At 70.4% G+C, this 16,888-nt stretch carries 17 protein-coding genes; 10 read left to right on the top strand and 7 right to left on the bottom strand.

All coding sequences use genetic code 11. The annotated features are described in order from the left end of the window. Positions 1-3 precede the first annotated feature (3 nt). From OPU67_RS03545 to OPU67_RS03535, 3 genes are all read right to left on the bottom strand, one after another. The gene (locus tag OPU67_RS03545) at positions 4-696 is read right to left on the bottom strand and encodes a hypothetical protein (RefSeq protein ID WP_267617618.1); all 693 of its coding nucleotides are present in this window, start codon (positions 694-696) and stop codon (positions 4-6) included. Between the two features lie 67 nt (positions 697-763). Then, positions 764-1,132: a hypothetical protein gene (locus tag OPU67_RS03540; protein WP_267617616.1), complete on the bottom strand. Its 369-nt coding sequence runs from the start codon at positions 1,130-1,132 to the stop codon at positions 764-766. After that, the gene (locus tag OPU67_RS03535; RefSeq protein WP_267617614.1) at positions 1,129-2,349 is read right to left on the bottom strand and encodes a class I SAM-dependent methyltransferase; all 1,221 of its coding nucleotides are present in this window, start codon (positions 2,347-2,349) and stop codon (positions 1,129-1,131) included. The genes OPU67_RS03540 and OPU67_RS03535 overlap by 4 nt, the downstream gene beginning before the upstream one ends. 220 nt (positions 2,350-2,569) lie before the next feature. Here OPU67_RS03535 and OPU67_RS03530 point away from each other — a divergent pair, with 220 nt between their 5' ends. Then, entirely contained in the window at positions 2,570-3,208 is a 639-nt protein-coding gene (locus OPU67_RS03530) for a hypothetical protein (RefSeq protein WP_267617612.1), read from the top strand. A gap of 10 nt (positions 3,209-3,218) precedes the next feature. On the opposite strand, the gene OPU67_RS03525 is transcribed toward OPU67_RS03530, so the two are convergent. Together OPU67_RS03525 and OPU67_RS03520 are read right to left on the bottom strand one after the other, a co-directional pair. Next, positions 3,219-3,830, bottom strand: coding sequence for a response regulator transcription factor (locus OPU67_RS03525; protein WP_267617611.1), 612 nt, complete (start codon positions 3,828-3,830; stop codon positions 3,219-3,221). After that, a complete protein-coding gene (locus tag OPU67_RS03520) occupies positions 3,818-6,286 on the bottom strand; it encodes a PAS domain S-box protein (protein ID WP_267617609.1) in 2,469 nt (822 codons plus the stop codon). The genes OPU67_RS03525 and OPU67_RS03520 overlap by 13 nt, the downstream gene beginning before the upstream one ends. 302 nt (positions 6,287-6,588) lie before the next feature. On the opposite strand from OPU67_RS03520, the gene OPU67_RS03515 reads away from it, so the two are divergent. The 7 genes from OPU67_RS03515 to OPU67_RS03485 all read left to right on the top strand — a co-directional run bounded on the left by OPU67_RS03515 (position 6,589) and on the right by OPU67_RS03485 (position 14,265). After that, positions 6,589-7,089 carry a DUF4402 domain-containing protein gene (locus OPU67_RS03515; protein ID WP_267617607.1) on the top strand — a complete coding sequence of 167 codons (501 nt, stop codon included), beginning with the start codon at positions 6,589-6,591 and terminating at the stop codon, positions 7,087-7,089. A gap of 170 nt (positions 7,090-7,259) precedes the next feature. Beyond that, entirely contained in the window at positions 7,260-8,081 is an 822-nt protein-coding gene (locus OPU67_RS03510) for a molecular chaperone (protein ID WP_267617606.1), read from the top strand. Between the two features lie 27 nt (positions 8,082-8,108). Then, positions 8,109-10,709: a hypothetical protein gene (locus OPU67_RS03505; RefSeq protein ID WP_267617604.1), complete on the top strand. Its 2,601-nt coding sequence runs from the start codon at positions 8,109-8,111 to the stop codon at positions 10,707-10,709. Between the two features lie 69 nt (positions 10,710-10,778). Next, a complete protein-coding gene (locus OPU67_RS03500) occupies positions 10,779-12,275 on the top strand; it encodes an ATP-binding protein (RefSeq protein ID WP_267617602.1) in 1,497 nt (498 codons plus the stop codon). 247 nt (positions 12,276-12,522) lie between these two features. After that, complete coding sequence (locus tag OPU67_RS03495; protein WP_267617600.1) at positions 12,523-13,395, top strand: pirin family protein; 873 nt, start codon at positions 12,523-12,525, stop codon at positions 13,393-13,395. A gap of 2 nt (positions 13,396-13,397) precedes the next feature. Beyond that, positions 13,398-13,718, top strand: coding sequence for a GNAT family N-acetyltransferase (locus OPU67_RS03490; protein WP_267617599.1), 321 nt, complete (start codon positions 13,398-13,400; stop codon positions 13,716-13,718). Between the two features lie 205 nt (positions 13,719-13,923). Beyond that, entirely contained in the window at positions 13,924-14,265 is a 342-nt protein-coding gene (locus OPU67_RS03485) for a hypothetical protein (RefSeq protein ID WP_267617597.1), read from the top strand. 151 nt (positions 14,266-14,416) lie between these two features. Here OPU67_RS03485 and OPU67_RS03480 read toward each other — a convergent pair whose 3' ends face one another. Continuing rightward, a complete protein-coding gene (locus tag OPU67_RS03480) occupies positions 14,417-14,788 on the bottom strand; it encodes a tRNA-binding protein (RefSeq protein ID WP_267617595.1) in 372 nt (123 codons plus the stop codon). 95 nt (positions 14,789-14,883) lie between these two features. On the opposite strand from OPU67_RS03480, the gene OPU67_RS03475 reads away from it, so the two are divergent. Then, a complete protein-coding gene (locus OPU67_RS03475) occupies positions 14,884-15,339 on the top strand; it encodes an MAPEG family protein (protein WP_267617594.1) in 456 nt (151 codons plus the stop codon). A gap of 13 nt (positions 15,340-15,352) precedes the next feature. Continuing rightward, positions 15,353-15,793, top strand: a complete 441-nt coding sequence (locus tag OPU67_RS03470) for an MAPEG family protein (protein ID WP_267617592.1) — start codon at positions 15,353-15,355, stop codon at positions 15,791-15,793. Between the two features lie 109 nt (positions 15,794-15,902). On the opposite strand, the gene trxB is transcribed toward OPU67_RS03470, so the two are convergent. Continuing rightward, on the bottom strand, positions 15,903-16,874 hold the full coding sequence (gene trxB, locus OPU67_RS03465) for a thioredoxin-disulfide reductase (RefSeq protein WP_267617591.1): 972 nt from the start codon (positions 16,872-16,874) through the stop codon (positions 15,903-15,905). Between the last annotated feature and the right edge of the window lie 14 nt (positions 16,875-16,888).

Genomic DNA, 16,888 nt, shown 5'->3' with positions numbered 1-16,888 from the left:
ACCTCAGAACGGCTTCACCGAGCCCAGGAAACACACCGAGGCGATCGTCACCCAGTAGATGTAGGCGGCGATCCGCGCCTGCGCGATCTCGCGGGCGAGCGCGGCCTCCTGCGCGGCGTCGGGCCCGGCTGCGAGGATGCGGAAGCGCGCGGTCCAGCGGCGCATCACCACCCTCAGGAACAGGCCGATGCACAGGGCGAAGGCGTAGAGGCCCATCTTGGCCGGGTACCAGTGGCTCCCCTCGCCCACCTCCACCGGCCCCTTGCCGGCGAGGGCGAGGCCCACCACCAGGAACAGCCCGGCGATGAGCGGGTAGCGCAGCAGCTCCTCGGCCTTGGTGACGGCGATGCCGAGATCGGTCTCGCGCTTTAGGAAGGCCGTCCAGGTCATCGCCAGCCAGACAGCGAAGAACAGCCACATCCACCACACGCCCGCGCCTTCAAGCACCGGCACGAAGCCGTAGAGCTTGCCCATGTGCAGCCCCAGCGGGAGCAGCAGCACGATGCCGGTGCGCGCGAGGATGTCGATACGGTAGGCGGTCTCCATGTGCCGCCGCCGCTCGTCGAGCGCGAGCGCGGGGTTGGTGACGTTGTAGCTCGTCTGGAACACGCCCCATTCGCCGCCCAGCCAGTAGACCATCGCGAGGATGTGCACCCAGCGCAGGATGGCGAGTTCATTGTCGATCAGAAATTCCATGATCCCCCCTTTGGCCCCTTCGGAGGCAGCGCGCGTCCCTTCGCGCAGCCCCCTCAGCCCGAAGCCGCTATTCGCGCGAGAGCCGCTCGACCACGTCCATGATCGGCGGGTCGCTCGCCTCCAGCGCCTCGACCTCCTGCTGGAAGCCGCGCATGATCCGCGCGACATAGGCACGGGTGGCAAGGCCGCGCTCCTCGCCCGCCGCGCGGTCGGGCTCATAGGCCTCGATGTCGGCGCGGCTCAGCGTGCCCTTGGCATCAAGCAGGCGCTCGATCGTGTCCTGTCGCTCGCGCAGCGCCGAAACCTCCGCGGCGAGCGCGAAGACGGTCGAATAGAGCCGGTCGAGCGCGGGGTTGTCGAAGTAGTCGGGGCGGCGGCCCTTGGCGCGGCGGCCGGAAAGCTCGACCCAGTCGAGCGGCGCATCGGGCGCGCTCACGCCGCCACCTGCGTTTCGGCCGCAAGCGGCTTCCACGCCCCGTAGGCGTTCCAGATCGCGGCGCGGCCGTAGTCCTCCTTGCCCTCGTCCGGCGAGGGCGGGAAGATCGCCGGGTCGACGACGGCGCGAACCCCGGCGACGAACTGCGCGTCCTGCGGGAAGCCGGCATCGGCCATCACCTGCTTCAAGTCCTGCCCGTGCATCGCCGACCAGAAGGGCTCGTTGTTGTTGAAGGCATCCCAGTCGCGCATGAACTGCTCGAACAGGGGCATCGCGTCCGAATATTGCGGCTGCTCGATATGGAGGATCAGCCCGCCCGGCGCGAGCACGCGGTGCGCCTCGGCGAGGATTCGCGGCATCGCCTTGGTCGAAAGCTCGTGCAGGAACATGGTGGTCTGCACCCAGTCGAAATGGCCATCCGTCCAGCGCGCCAGGTCCTCGCCCGAGGCCTGCACGAAGCGGATGTTGCGCACGCCCATCGCCGCGGCGCGGGCGGCGCCGTAGCGCAGCGACGCGGCGGCGGTGTCGATGGCGATCACCTCGGCATCCGGGAAGGCCTGCGCGATCGGCACGGCATTGTGGCCGATGGTGCAGCCGATATCGAGGATGCGCTTGGGCGACCAGTCGGGCCGCTCGGCCTTGACCCAGTTCACGACCGCCTGTCCGCCCCCGTCGTTCAGCCCGCCGAGCGCCCCGCCTGTGGTGGCGAAGAGGCCGACGTCGTAATTGGCGCCCACGGTCACGTCCCCGGGCCGCTCCTCGCCGTGGTAGCCGCCCGGCTGGCAGTGGATGTCGACCGCGGTCTGGTAATGCGGCTGCTCGATCGCAGGATCGAGCTCGAGCTGGCCCGAGTGCTCGTTGTACTGCCGCGCCATCGCGTCGAGCTCGTCCAATTGGCGCAGCACCACCTGGCGGCCGAAGTGCTGGCGCATCTCCATCGAATTGCGCTTGAGCGCCGACCACATCCGGTGCCACGCGTCGCGGTTCATCGCATCGCGCACCTCGTAGCGGTGCTCGGGATCGCGCCCGTGCTCGGCGCGGAAAGCGGGGAGCACGCGCTTCTCGTAGGCGAGCTTGTTGCCCGCGCCGATGGTCCCGGATAGGTAGCGGTTGAAGTGCGTGAGGAAGTTGAACCTCGCCGCCTCGTCATGAGTCACGCGCGGCATCATTTCGTGGCGCGTGAGCGCGGTGTAGGGCGGGGGCAGATCCTTGGCCATGGCAGCACCTCGAAGTTGTCCGGACAAATTGACGCTGGCCGGATGTTTGTCAACTCCCGGATCGAGAGTCCTTGATCTCAATCATACCGCATCATCCCTCGCAAGGCGCGTGTCTTTGCCACAGGCGATGACGCGCGGGCGCTCGACAAGTGGCGCGGCTTTGCGCAGGCATCCCTACATGGATGCGCCCATCGACACTTCCGCGCAGGCAAGGTCGCCAATGGCGTGGGCCGTGGCGGGCGTGGCAGGTGCGGCGGCACCCGCCCTCGCACTGCTTGCGGTTGCTGCCGACCCCTTCCCCTTTGCTCCGCGCGCCGCGCCTGTGGTCGCTGTGGGGCTGATGGCGAGCGGCATGACCGCGGCTGCGGCGACGGGCCGGCTGCGCGTCGGCATGGTGGCCGCAGGGCTGGTAGGCGCGGGGCTCGTGCTGATCGCGCTTGCGCTCGGGCGGACGGCTGCCGGCCACCTGCCGGCGGTGGCTTTCGCGATAGCGGTCGCCAGCTTCAGCTTCGCCGCGCGCGGTGCGCTGTTCGCGCGCTCGGCGGGGCCGAGGGGCTGGTGGATCGCTTTGGCGATCGTTGCGGGCGAGGCGGCGATGCTGGCAACGGCCGCAGCGCTTCCCGGACGTCTGCCGGCGTGGCTGCTCGCGCTGCTACCCGCGCAATGGGCGAGCATGGCAGTCCGCTCCGCGCTCGGTGATGGCGGCACGCTTGCGGCCTGGGCGCCGCTGCTGGCGCTCGGCGGGACGGCGGCGGCGACGCTGCTGGTCGCCCGGCTGTGGCCGCGCCGCTGGCCCTATCTCGCGATGTTCACCACCTGGCTCGCCATGTCGGTGCTGGTGCTCCACCACGCGCCGTAAGGCTAGGCGATCAGCACAGCGCCCGCTCGCGCGCGATCATCGCGGCGTGGGTGCGGTTCCTCGCGTCGAGCTTGCGGCAGATCGTCTTGACGTGGAGCTTGATGGTCGGCTCACGCAGGTTCAATTCGCGCGCGATCTCCTTGTTGGCCTGCCCCGAGCACAGCCGCGCCAGCACCTCGACCTCGCGCGGGGACAGGCCCGAGGGCGCCGGCAGCGCAGCTTGCGAAGGGCGATGGAGATCCAGGGGCATATAGACTTCGCCCGCCGCCATGAAGCGGATCGCGTTGACCAGCGAGCGGGCCGGCAGGGTCTTGGGAAGATAGCCCGCCGCGCCAACGCTGAGCACCTTCTCCGCCACGCCCGGCGGGGCGAGCCCCGACATCAGCGCGACCGGACGCCCGGACGTGGCGGCGATTGCCTTCTGGAGACCATCGTAGCCCGCCATGCCGGGCATCCCGTAGTCGAGCACCACCAGATCGAACGGTTCCGCCGCCGCCGCGATGCTGGCAAGCGCGGCCGGCAGGTCGGCGGCGGTTTCGACAGCGAAGCCGCCTTCGGCCTCGAGATAGGAGCGCAGCACGTCGCGCAGCAGTTCGTGATCGTCGGCGATCAGGATACGCATGAGGTGGTTCTTTCCCTGGCAGCAGTGATGGCCTCGGCAGCGGCGGCTGCGAGTTGGGCGGTGCTGGCGGGCTTTCCCAGAACCCCGTCGAACAGTCCGACCTGCTTCTGGTGCAGCTTGTGCACGCGGGGCAGAGCGGTGAGCAGCAGGATCGGAAGATCGGGCCGCAGCTTGCGCAACCGGCGCGCGAAGTCTGCGCCATTCATCGCCGGCATATCGTAATCGGTGATAACGAGATCCCACAGCGCCGCATCGTCGCGGATCGCCGTGACCGCATCGCGCGGGTCGAGGCACGGCCCCGCCTCGGCGCCGACCTCCTCGAGCATCGCCACCAGCGTGTCGACCACGGCCGGATTGTCGTCGACCACCAGCACCGTCCGTCCGCGCAACGCCGCGCGCGGGGCCAGCGCGCCATCCTCGTCGCCGGGCTCGCCGGTCTGGGCGTGCAGCGGCCACCACACCTCGAAGATCGTGCCCACACCGGGCCAGCTCTGGATAGCGAGCGCACCGCCCGCGCCGGCGATGATCCCGGCGACGACGGCAAGCCCGAGGCCCGTACCGGCCTCGCCCTTGCGGGTGAAGAACGGCTCGAACACCTTCCCGAGCTCTTCCGGCGCGATACCGCAGCCGGTGTCGCTGATGCGGATCAGCGCCGAAGGGACCGACGGCAGCGTGCCGATCACCAGCTTGCCCTCGGGCGCGCGGCCCTCGCCCGTCAGCACCTCGAGCCGGATGCGCCCGGTTTCGCCCAGCCGCAGCGCGTCGCGGGCGTTGAGGACGAGGTTCAGCAGCACCTGGTTCAATTCGGTGTCGTCGGTCAGCACCATCAGCGGCGTGGACGGGACAGCCAGTTCGATGCGGTGGAGCGGATCGGTAAGGCTTGGCGCGACGAGATCGCGCACGTCGCGGGCCATGCGCGACAGATCGACCAGCTTGGGATGCGGCACTCGGCGTCCGAGCGTCAGCATCCGCTCGACCAGCCGCGCGGCGGTGACCGCCGCCGACTGAATGCGGGTCGCATGGTGCAGCACCCGGTCGTCGCCCAGGTTGCGCAGAAGTTCCGCCGTGCCCGAGATGGCGGTGATGAAATTGTTGAAATCGTGGGCGATGCCGCTTGCGAGCTGGCCGACCACCTCCTGGCGCTGGGCGAGCATCAGCTGCTCGCGCAGGCGCGCCTTCTCGCGCTCCATGGCGCGCCGCTCGCCCACATCGCGGGTGACGCAGACGATCCCGCCTTCGGGCGAGAGCGACAGGGCGATCTCCTGCTCGATCGGGGTGCCGTCGCGCTTGCGGCCCTGCGTGTCGCCGCGCCACTGTCCCTGCGCGAAGAGGATCGGCATGGCTTCCTCGGCGATGCGCTGCGCCTCGTGCGCGTCGTAGAGCACGCTCCACGGCTGGCCGAACAGCAGCGCGGGATCCTCGTAGCCGAACATCGCCGCGTGGGCGCGGTTCATGAAGATGAACTGCCCTGCCGCATCGGTCATGGCGATGCCGTCGTCAGAAGCCTCGACGGCGGCAAGCTGCCGGGCGAGCCGCGCCTTGGTGGCGGCGCGCTCGTCCTCGGCGGCCTTGCGCGCGGAGACATCGCGCATGATCGCGGCAAAGCCTGCCGGCTGATCGCAGGCCTCGCCCTCGCCCGGCCACATCGCGAGCGAGAGCTCGACCGGGATCTCGCGCCCGTCCTTGGTGAGCGCGGGAACCTCCACCGTGCTGCCGACCAGCCTCGCCTCGCCGCGCCCGCGCAGGCGAGCAATGCCGGCGTGATGGCCTTGCCGGTGGCGGTCCGGAATAATCAGGTCGAGCGTCTGGCCGATCGCCTCCCTGCCGCTCCAGCCGAACATTGTCTCGGCTCCGCGGTTCCACAAGGTGATGCGGCTGTGCGCGTCGGTGCAGACGAAGGCGTCGGTGGTGGTGCGGGCGATGAGGTCCGAGATGCGCTGCTGCTGGCGGATCTCGCGGGCTTCGAGGAAGGTGACGACCTGGCTCGCCATCAGCTTCAGGATCCCGCAGTCATGTGCGCACAGGCCCTCGCGCGGGGCGGAATCGATGACGCACAGCGTTCCGATCACGTGGCCGCTCTTCAGCACCAGCGGCGCGCCGGCATAGAAGCGGATGTAAGGCGGGCCGAGCACCAGCGGGTTGGCGGCGAAACGTTCGTCGCGGGTCGCATCGCCGACCATCATCACGCCCTTGCCGGCAATGGCATGCGTGCAGAAGCTGTGGCGGCGACAGGTCTCGGAGGCCGCAAGGCCGAAGCGCGACTTGAACCATTGGCGATCGGCATCCACGAGGCTGACCAGCGCGATCTGCGTGTTGAAGCGGTCCGCGGCGAGGCGGGTGATGACGTCGAGTTCCGCGTCGGCCGGCGTGCCGAGCACCCCCAGCGCCGCGAGCGCCGCCAGCCGCCCGGGCTCGTCGGGGCCGAGAGGATAGTTCGGGCTGTCGTTCGTCGGCATTGGTCGCAGGCTTTCGGTCGGGGCGCGTGAGGAGGGTCCTGCCCGTCCCATGCACGCTGCCTTCGCGCAATCCGGCCTTATGGCGAGCAAACCTTATCCTTTCGTATAGGTCACCCCTTCCCCCCGGCGAAGCCGCTAGGCGGACGATGCATCGGCTTTAACCAGAAGCGGCAGCCGGCCATCCTTGCGCCGCGTCGCCTATCCCCCCGCGACGATGACAGGCCCGCCGGTCCCGGGCCATTGGGGCTCAGCCACGGCAGTTCCCGCCGCTGGACTGAGACCAGACCAAAAGGACCAATGCTATGAACAAGATGTTTGCCGCTGTGACCCTCGTTGCCACCCTCGCCGGCGCTTCGGCCGTGCAGGCCGCCGAAATCCCGACCGCCGATGCCGGCGCTGGCGCCAAGATCGTCGCCCCGCTCGAAATCAGCAACACGGCCGACCTTTACTTCGGCACTATCGCGCCCTCGACCACGGTTGCCGACCAGGTCGTCGTCAGCTCGGGCGGCGAGCGCAAGTGCGGCCCGGCGCTGACCTGCCTGACCGCCGACCACACCGCGGCGGCGTTCAAAGTGACCGGCGAAGCCGACGCCTTCTACACCATCTCGCTCCCGGGCCAGATCAAGATCGTCAACGAGAACGGCAACGCCATGCTCGTCTCGAACTTCGAAGGCTCGAAGGCCAAGGGCCAGCTCCTCAAGGGCGAGGACAGCTTCACCGTGGGCGGCACGCTGGATGTCGGCGTGCGCCAGGAAGCGGGCAAGTACACCGGCAGCTTCACCGTCGCGGTGGAGTACCAGTAAGCGCTCCGTGGCAGGGGGTGAAGGGAGCTGCGTGTCGATCCGCACGCGGCTCCCCGATCCGGTGTCCTGCCACGCCAAGGCTCGGGGGCGGGCCGACCACACATCCCCCAGCGAAGGCCCGCCCTCCTTCTTTTATCAAGACCACCCCTGCCAATGTGAGGTCTTCCACCATGCGCCGCCTTCCCTTGCTCGCCGCGCTCGCCGCGGCGCTCGCCCTTCCCGTGCCTGCCGCCGCCGAGCTGCTGGTCGCCCCGACCCGCGTCGTCCTCACCCCCCAGACACGCTCGTCCGAACTCGTGCTCGTCAACAAGGGCAGCGAGACCGCCGCCTTCCGCATCAGCCTCGAAAACCGCCGGATGCGCGAGGACGGGAGCCTCGAGGACGCCCCCACCGCGCAGCCGGGCGAGGCCTTTGCCGACGACAAGCTGCGCTACTCCCCGCGCCAGCTGGTGCTCGAACCGGGCGCGCGCCAGGTGGTGCGGATCATGGCGAGCGCGCCGGGCGATCTCGCGCCGGGCGAATACCGCTCGCACCTCAGGCTGATGTCGGCGCCGGTCAGTGCCGGGAGGGCGGCCGTCGCGGGGGACACCCCCGCCGGCAACAGCCTGTCGATCGAGCTTGTCGCGATCCGCTCGCTGACCATCCCGGTGATCCTGCGCGTCGGCACGCTCGAGGTGAGCGTCACCATGGACAGCGCCGCGATGGCCAAGGACGCGTCCGATCAGCTGGTGGTGCGTCTCACCCGCTCGGGCACGCGGTCGACCTATGGCGATGTCAGCCTTACCCCCGAAGGAGCCAAGGCGCCCGCCTGGGTGGTGCGCGGGGTCGCGATCTACACCCCCAATACCTCCCGGGACGTGATCGTCCCGCTGCCGCCGGAGGTGCGCGCGGGCCTTGCCGGCAAGCGGGTGCGGATCGACTACACCGGGACCGACGCGGCCGATCCGGCGAGCCTCGGGAAGCGCCTCGCCACCCTTACCGCCACGCTCTGACGCACGCGATGCGCCGGGCCGCCCGCCATGCCCCGTCCCGTTCCCCGGCCCCGCCGCTGGCTGACCCTGCTCTGCGCCCTCGCGGCGGCGGCAGGGTCCGTCCCGGCGTGGGCGCAGGAAGCCAAGGACGAAGAGGGCGTTTTCGACCGGTTGTTCGGCTCTAGCCCCGCCGCCGAGCGCGCCGGCGCGGCGGCGGACGGCCTTGCCCTGCCCTCGCTGGTCGCCGACCGGCGCACCATCGCCGAGGCCATCCCCCTCCACGACCTCGGCGACGCGGGGGGAAGCTGCGTCGCCATCGTGCCCCTGCTCGATGCGCTCGAGATCGTCCATGCGGCGGCGCCCGAGGGGATCGCCCTGACCCTCCCCGAACCCCGCCGGCGGGTCACCATCCCCGCCGCCGCGCTGCTTCCGAGCCCGAGCGGCGCGTGCCTGCCGCTCACCGAAGTGCCGCGCCACCTCCCCTTCGCGCTCACGCACGACGCGGTCGGCCAGCGCCTCGCGCTGGTCGCCACCGCAGCGCTGCCGGTGCTGATGCGGCTCGCGCGAGAAGAGCGCCGGGCGCGCCTCGCGCCCGAGACCGTGCGCCCCGCCTATCCGCTCCTCCCCTTCCCCGAGGCACCTGCCGCACTGTGGAGCGCCGACATCAGCGCAGGCCTCGCACTCACGGGTGGGAGCCAGCAGCTTTCGGCCGGACTGCTGGCGAGCGGGACATTGTTCGGCCTCGCCGGCCGGATCGGCCTTGCAGTCTCGGCCGAGGGCAACCTCACCCCTGGGTTCACCCTTTCCGAAGCGCGCGATACCCCGGACCTGCTTGGCCCACTGAAGGCGCGCAGCCTCGCGCTCGGCGACATCGCCGCCCCCGCCCAGCCGCTGATCGCCGACGCGCTCGCGGGGCGGGGCCTCGTCGTCTCCAGCCGCGCGCCATGGCGGGCCGATCTGGTCGACACCGTCACCCTCTCCGGCCCGCTCGCCGCCGGGTGGGAGGCCGAGCTGTGGCACGAGGAACGCCTCGTCGCAGTGGCCCGCGAGGCCGATGCCGCAGGCCAGTGGCGATTTCCCGACGTACCGGTGCGGATCGGCTCCAATCGCTGGGAGGTGCGCCTCTACGGGCCCGGCGGCGAGAGCGACGTCCAGATCTTCACCCGCCTCGTCGGCACCGAGATGAACGCCGAGAACGAGGTGGGCTACAGCTTCGGCATCGTCGACGGCGGTCGCCCGCTGATCGGCGCCAGCCTCGCCAGCGAGCCTGCGGGGCCCGCGCTCTTCGCCAGCCTCGACTATGGCTTGGTCCCCGACGTGACCGCCCGGCTCGACGTGCGCGCGGGCACGCGCGGGGCGCCGGCGGTGGCGCTCGGGTTCAACGGATCGCTGGCGGGCACGCTCTGGGCGGCGACCGGCGCGCGCGACCGGCTCGGCGGCTTCGCCGCAGGCCTCAAGCTCGCCCGGCGGATCGGCGCACAGGACCTTGCCTTCGACCTTGCCCGCCACGGCCGCGACACGGGCGCCGGCCTGCCGCCGCTGGTGCGCGAATTTGCCGAGGTCATGACCGTGAGCGGTCAGGGCCGCATCGGCGTGGGGCGCCTCAGCCTGCCGTGGCAGGCCCGCTACCAGACCGGCACCCTGCGCGGCGGCGAGACCCGCTCCGCCGCCGCCGCGCGGATCGTGCTGCCGATGCCCGACTGGCAGGCCAACCTCACGCTGGGCGCCGTGCGCCAGGGGACGGAGAGCTGGCAGCCGACCGCCGCGCTCGGCCTCACCGCAAGAGCCGGCGCCTGGCGGCTGCGCAGCGGCATCACCGCCTCGGCTGGGCCAGGCTGGCGGATCGACGGCGCGTCGCTCTCCGCCGCGCGCCGGATCGGCAGCTCGGGCAACCTCGCGCTCGATCTCGACTGGCAGGCGGCGAGCGGCAAGCTGGGCGGCGGGCTGACCTTCGCGCGTAGCTTCGGCCCGCTGGGCCTCAGCGCCTCCGCAGGCCGGGACGAGGCGGGCTGGCGTGCGGGGATCGGCGTCACCCTCGGTCTGTTCCGGGGCGCGGGGCGCTGGCGCACGGCACCGGCCGGGGTGGCGCGCTCGGGCGCGATCATGGCCGAGATGTTCGTCGACGAGGACGGCGACGGCGCGCGCGATGCGGGCGAGGAACCGGTCGAAGGGGGGCGCTTCATCGTCGGCGCCTCGCTGCGGCGCGAGGCGACGGGCAAGGACGGCAGGGTGCTGATCGGCGGCATCGCCCCGGGACCGTCGGTCGACATCGAGACCCAGATGGCCTCGCTCGCCGACTTCACTTTGCGCCCCGCCCGCCCCGGCGACCGCCTGATGCTGCGCCCCGGCGAGGTCCGCCACCTTGCCGTGCCGCTGCGCCCGACGGGCAGCATCGAGGTGCAGGTGGTGCTCGTCGCCGGCGACCAGCGCTCCCCGCGCTCCGGCGTCCCCGTGGTGCTGCGCGACGCGGCGGGCCGGGAGGCGGCGCGCGCAGTGACCGATTTCGACGGCTTCGCGCTGTTCGAGGGCCTCGCCTTCGGCACCTACCGCGCCGAGGCGGCGGGGCAGGTCACAGCCGCCCTCGCCGTATCGCGCACGGCGTCCGAGGCGGCGACCAAGCTGCTGATCGCGCCCGCTTCCGGCGCCTGAACGCAAATCGCTGGAAAACTCGCGCCTCCGCCTTTGCGCACCGCGCCCGCGTGCCTAATCCCCTGAGCCATGACGGCAAGGATCGACATCGGACGCGGGCCCGGGGGCGAGGCCATCGGCATCGATCTCGCCGAACTCCTCGCGACCCGGCTGCTCGTCCAGGGCAATTCGGGCTCAGGCAAGTCGCACCTCTTGCGCCGCCTGCTGGAGGAATGCGCGGGCCAAGTCCAACAGATCGTCATCGACCCGGAGGGCGATTTCGTCACCCTCGCCGACGCCTTCGACCACGTGGTGATCGACGCCGCCGCCTATTCCCCGCGCGAGATCGAGGCCCTGGCGGCGCGCGTCCGCCAGCACCGCGCCTCGGTGGTGCTGGCGCTCGACGAGCTCGAGGTCGAGCAGCAGATCCGCTGCGCCGCGCTGTTCCTCACCGCCCTGTTCGACGCCCCGCGCGAGCACTGGTATCCGGCGCTGGTGGTGGTCGACGAGGCGCAGATGTTCGCCCCGGCCGCGGCGGGCGAGATGAACGACGAGGTGCGGCGCATGACCCTTGCGGCCATGACCAACCTCATGTGCCGGGGCAGGAAGCGCGGTCTGGCCGGGATCGTCGCCACCCAGCGGCTCGCCAAGCTCGCCAAGAACGTCGCCGCCGAAGCCAGCAACTTCCTGATGGGGCGCACTTTTCTCGACATCGACATGCAGCGCGCCGCCGACCTCCTCGGCATGGACCGGCGGCAGGCCGAGCGCATCCGCGACCTCCAGCGCGGGCAGTTCCTCGGCCTCGGCCCGGCGATCAGTCGGCGCCCGGTGGCGGTCCAGGTTGGCGCGGTGCGGACCGCCGGGCGCGGCGGCGGCCAGGGGCTGATCCCGCTCCCGCAGGCCGAGGAAGGGGCGATGGAGGCGCTCCTCACCGACCGCCTCGCCGAGGCCGCCACCCAGCCGCAGCCCGCGCGCCGCGCACCCCCGCCGCCGCTTCCCAAGGCCGACGTGGAGGAGAAGATCGCCCACGCCCCCGTGCCGCCCGCGGTGATCCCAACAGCGGCGCCCCTGCCCGAGCCTGCGGAGCCACCGCGCCCCGCTCCGCCGCCTGCGACCGCCCCGGCCCCCTCTCCTGCCGGCGGCGCCGAGGAGGTCATTCGCACCCTTGCCGCAGAAGAGGGCGCGACTTTCCGCCCGGCCGCCGCCTGCTTCCGCGACTTCGCGGTGCGCTGCCGCCAGCAGGGCATCGCCTCGGCGCATATCGATCTCGCCCGCTTCCGGCGGCTTTTTGCCTTTGCCGTCAGCGGCTTGGACGCGGTCGCGGAACCGGCTCGCAGCGCCATCGAGGCGGCGGCGGAGGGGTGCGACGAGGACTGCCTCGCCCCCTACCTCGCGATCCTCATCGCTGCGCACACCGGGCGCCCGATGCCCGGCGAGGAGGAGCTGGGGCGGCTCTATGGCAGCGCCTCGCCCAGCCGGGTGCGGCGCCTGCTCGACCATCTCGAACGGCTGGGCCGGATCGTGGTGCGCGAGGATTTCGGCGGGGAGCGGACGATCACCGTCCCCGCGATTCCGGCGGCGGCCTGACCCATTCCGATGTTTCACGTGAAACACCGCCGCTGCGGCGGTCTGGCGGGGGTCTGGGAGGGGTCTGGGCAGGGTCTGGGCAGGGTCTGACAGTGGTCTGGCGGTGGGCGAGCGGCACCCTGGCGGGGTCTGGCCCCACCCATGCCCGTGCCTCGTGGCAGGCCGCGATCGGGCGAGCGCGGTGCAGGGGGTGCAATCCGGCCCCACCGCGCCTAGGTTCGGCGGGCACACCGACAGGAGCCCCGCCATGATCGAACGCATCATTTCCAAGCGCATCCACGACCTCGGCGGCGGCTTCACCGTCGGGCGGGTGCTGCCCTTCCACGCGCGGCGCATGGTCGGTCCCTACATCTTCTTCGACCACATCGGCCCCGTCGAGCTCGCCCCCGGCATCCCGCGCGAGCTCGACGTGCGCCCCCACCCGCATATCGGCCTTGCCACCGTCACCTACCTCTATGACGGCGCGATCACCCACCGCGACAGCCTTGGCATGCATCAGGAGATCCACCCGGGCGAGGTCAATTGGATGATCGCCGGGCGCGGCATCACCCATTCGGAACGCTTCGAGCACGCCCGCCTCCACGGCGCGCTGATGCACGGCATCCAGGCCTGGGTGGCACTGCCGGAGGAGGCCGAGGAGGCCGAGCCTGCCTTCTCGCACCACGCCGAGCTGCCCGCCTGGGACGAGCCGGGGCTGACCGGGCGCCTGATCGCCGGGACGATGGAGGGCCTGACCGCGCCCACCCCGACCCACTCCCCGCAGTTCTATGCCCACTGGCGGATGGCCGCGGGCACCCGCCGCCTGCTTCCGGCGGAGTATCCGGAGCGCGCGGTGTTCGTCGCCGCCGGGACGGCTCAAGTCGCCGGGCAGACGCTCGAGGCCGGGCAGATGGCGGTGCTGTCGCCCGGCGGCGACGTGCCGCTGGTCGCCACAACCGAGGCGACCGTCATGGTGCTCGGCGGCGAGCCGGTGGGGGAGCGCTTCATGTTCTGGAATTTCGTCCATTCCTCCAAGGACCGCATCGCTGAGGCCGCCGAGGACTGGCGCGAGGGGCGCTGGACCCTCCCGCCGAACGACAACACCGAGTTCACCCCGCTCCCCGAATTCAAGGGCTTCTGACGATGAGCGACATCACCATCCGCCTCGAGGACGGGGCGCGCAAGGGCCGCTACATCGCCACGGTCGAAGGTCGCGAGGGCGAGGCGTACATCGCCTTCACCCACCGGGAAGAGGGCATCATCAGCGCCGATCACACCATCGCCCCCGACAGCCTCAGGGGCACGGGCGCGGCCTTCGCGCTCGTCGAACACCTCGTCGCCGACGCCCGCGCGCGCGGCTTCCGGGTGCTGCCCTATTGCCCCTATGTCCGCGCCCAGTATCGCAAACACCCCGAATGGGCCGACGCCTTCGCCGTCCCGCCCGAGTGGGAGCCGGAGGCTTAGCCCCCTTGCCGACCGGCCCCGACACCCCTGACAGCGCCGCAACGGGCAGCGGGCACGGCGCCTGGCGCCGATCCTCAGCGCATTTGCGAACCGGTCGGTTGATCTTGTCCGCTATTCACAGTCGCAGCAAAAAACCTGCCATTCCGCTAGCGACCCCATAGCTGACTGCTGTAGTTATGCTAATATCTACCCGTGGGAGGTTGCCATGAGCGCTTTTTTCGTCGGAGTAGTTTTCAGCTTTGTCATCGTTTGCGTGGCGATCTGGGCGAATGCTCATTTTGCCAATGAGAAGCGATTGCCTATGAAGTGGTGGCTCAATGGCGAGGTGACTTGGTCTGCTCCGCGCCCAATTGCACTAGCATTCTTTCCGGCAATCTCGATCGCTTCGCTTTTTGGATTTTCTCTTTTGCTCTCTTATTCCCGACCTCGACCGGGACAGGAAGGGATGGTGGTGCCGGCTTTCATCGCTCTCGGTGCGATCTTCGTCGCGGTTCAACTGTTCCACGTCTGGATGGCGGATAGGACGTTACGGCGGAAAGGTGAGTAACCACCCACTTGCGGTCATTGAAACCCCGACCGGACGATCCCAGAACCAGTCGTCCGCTGCGCGGCGGAAGTTTGCCCAGTGCGCCCGCGTGCTTCAGCTTCGGGCCCCGGCGGCAGCCGCTCTCACGAGGCGGGCTTTCATGACAACCCTCTCAGAACAGCCGCGCGCCGGGGGGCACCTCGGCGTCGGGCTGGAACAGCACCACGCGGCCTTCCGCGTCGGGAAAGCCGAGGGTCAGCACCTCGGACATGAACTTGCCGATCTGGCGCGGGGGGAAGTTGACCACCGCTGCGACCATCCGGCCCACCAGCGCCTCGGGCGCGTAGAGATCGGCGATCTGCGCCGAGGAGCGTTTGACCCCCACCCCTGCGCCGAAGTCGATGGTGAGCTTCAGCGAGGGCTTGCGCGCCTGCGGGAAAGGCTCGGCGGCGAGGATGCGGCCGGCGCGGATGTCGACCTTCAGGAAGTCGTCGAAGGCGATCGGTGCGGCAGCCGGGGCGGCGGGATCGTGGAGGAGGTGCATGGCGCGCCAGGCTAGCGGATCGGTTGCATTTGACAATCGGTCCGCGCTCTTGCAGCAAGGCTGTCACAAGAGGCCCAGCCCAGGGGATCCTTCGAATGCAAGCGCAGATACTCGCGCCCGCCGCCCTGCTGGTGGTGTGGACGATCATCGTCATGTTCGCGATCATCCCGGCGCGCTTCGGCGCCATCGCCAAGGTCGCGGACAAATCCACCCTGCCCCGCAAGGTCGGCGTGCGCGGCAACGATCTCGAGGGAGTGATCCCGGACAAGGCGAACTGGCCGGCGCACAACCACACTCACCTCCACGAACAGCCCACGCTGTTCTATGCCGTGGCGGTGATCCTCGCGATCACCGGGCCGGGCGCGCTCGATGTGGCGCTGGCGTGGGGCTACCTTGCGCTGCGGGTGCTGCATTCGTTGTGGCAGATCTTCGTCAACACCATCCCCGTGCGCTTCGCGCTGTTCTGCGCCAGCGCGCTGGTGCTGCTGACCCTGGCGATCCGCGCGGTGATGGCGACCGCCTTCGCCGACCCGTCCGCCCTGCCGGCTTGAGGAGACGAACCCGATGATCGGAATGGACATTCTTCGGCCCGTCGTCGCGCTGCTGGCGTGGACGATGGTGATGTGGGTGTGGATGTATGCGACCCGCATCCCGGCGATGCTCAAGGCGGGGATCGACGCCAAGGGGATGGTCGGATCGACCGGCGCAAGCCTGCGGGCGCAGCTGCCCGACCGGGTCAGCTGGAAGGCGGACAACTACAACCACCTCCACGAGGCGCCGACGCTGTTCTACGCGGTGGCCATCGTGCTGGCGATCATCGGTCAGGGCGACGGGCTGAATGCGACGATCGCCTGGGCCTATGTCGCCTTCAGGGTCCTGCACAGCATCGTGCAGGCGACGTGGAACAAGGTCGTGGTGCGCTTCGCTCTCTTCGCGCTGTCGAGCCTTGCGCTGATGGCGCTGATCCTGCACGCGGGGATCGCGGTGTTCCACGCGTACGGGTGAGGCCGGTCAGGCCCACCCCTGACCCCTCCCGCAGGCGGGAGGGGGACCATGTCGCGCTGATGCTCCCCTCGCGCTTGCGGGAGGGGCCGGGGGTGGGCTTCCTCCCTACCTACTCCGCCGCCTCGGCTTGCTGCTCGGCGTGCGCACGGCTGGCGAGCCAGCGTTCGGCGTCCAAGGCCGCCATGCAGCCCATCCCCGCCGCGGTCACCGCCTGGCGGTAGACGTGATCGGTCACGTCGCCGGCAGCGAAGACCCCGGGGATCGCGGTCTTGGGCGTGCCGGGTTCGGTGAGGAGGTAGCCCGCCTCGTCCATCGGCAGCTTGCCGGTGAACAGCGAGGTCGCCGGCGCATGGCCGATCGCGACGAAGGCCCCGTCGACCTCCAGCGTGCTCGCCTCGCCCGTCACCGTGTCGGTCAGCGCGAGATGGTGGAGCATCCCGTTCTCCCCCGCCTCGAAGCTGTCGACCGCCTTGTTCCAGAGCACCGTGATCTTGGGATTGGCGAAGAGCCGCTCCTGCAGGATCTTCTCGGCGCGCAGGGAATCGCGGCGGTGGATCAGGATGACGTTGTCGGAGTGGTTGGTGAGGTAGAGCGCCTCTTCCACCGCGGTGTTGCCGCCGCCGATCACCGCGACCTTCTTGCCGCGGTAGAAGAACCCGTCGCAGGTCGCGCAGGCCGAGACGCCCTTGCCGCCCAGCGCCATCTCGCCGGGAACGCCCAGCCACTTGGCCTGCGCACCGGTGCAGATCACCACGCAATCGGCGATGTATTCGTCCCCGCTGTCGCCGATCGCGCGGAACGGCGAGCCGTGTTCGAGATCGACGGTGACGATCGTGTCCCAGATCATTCGCGTGCCGACGTGTTCGGCCTGGGCGCGCATTTCCTCCATCAGCCACGGGCCCTGCACCACATCGCGGAAGCCGGGGTAGTTCTCGACATCGGTGGTGATGGTGAGCTGCCCGCCGGGCTGGAGGCCCTGAACGACGATCGGTTCCAGCATCGCGCGCGCGGCGTAGATCGCGGCGGAGTAGCCGGCCGGGCCGGAGCCGATGATGAGCAGCTTGGTGGTGTGGGTGGCCATGATGGGTGCGCCTT

The organism is Erythrobacter sp. WG, from assembly GCF_026586795.1.
Classification (GTDB): Bacteria; Pseudomonadota; Alphaproteobacteria; order Sphingomonadales; family Sphingomonadaceae; genus Erythrobacter.
The sequence above is the reverse complement of the archived record's forward strand: the minus strand, read 5'-3'. Positions and strand labels throughout refer to the sequence as shown.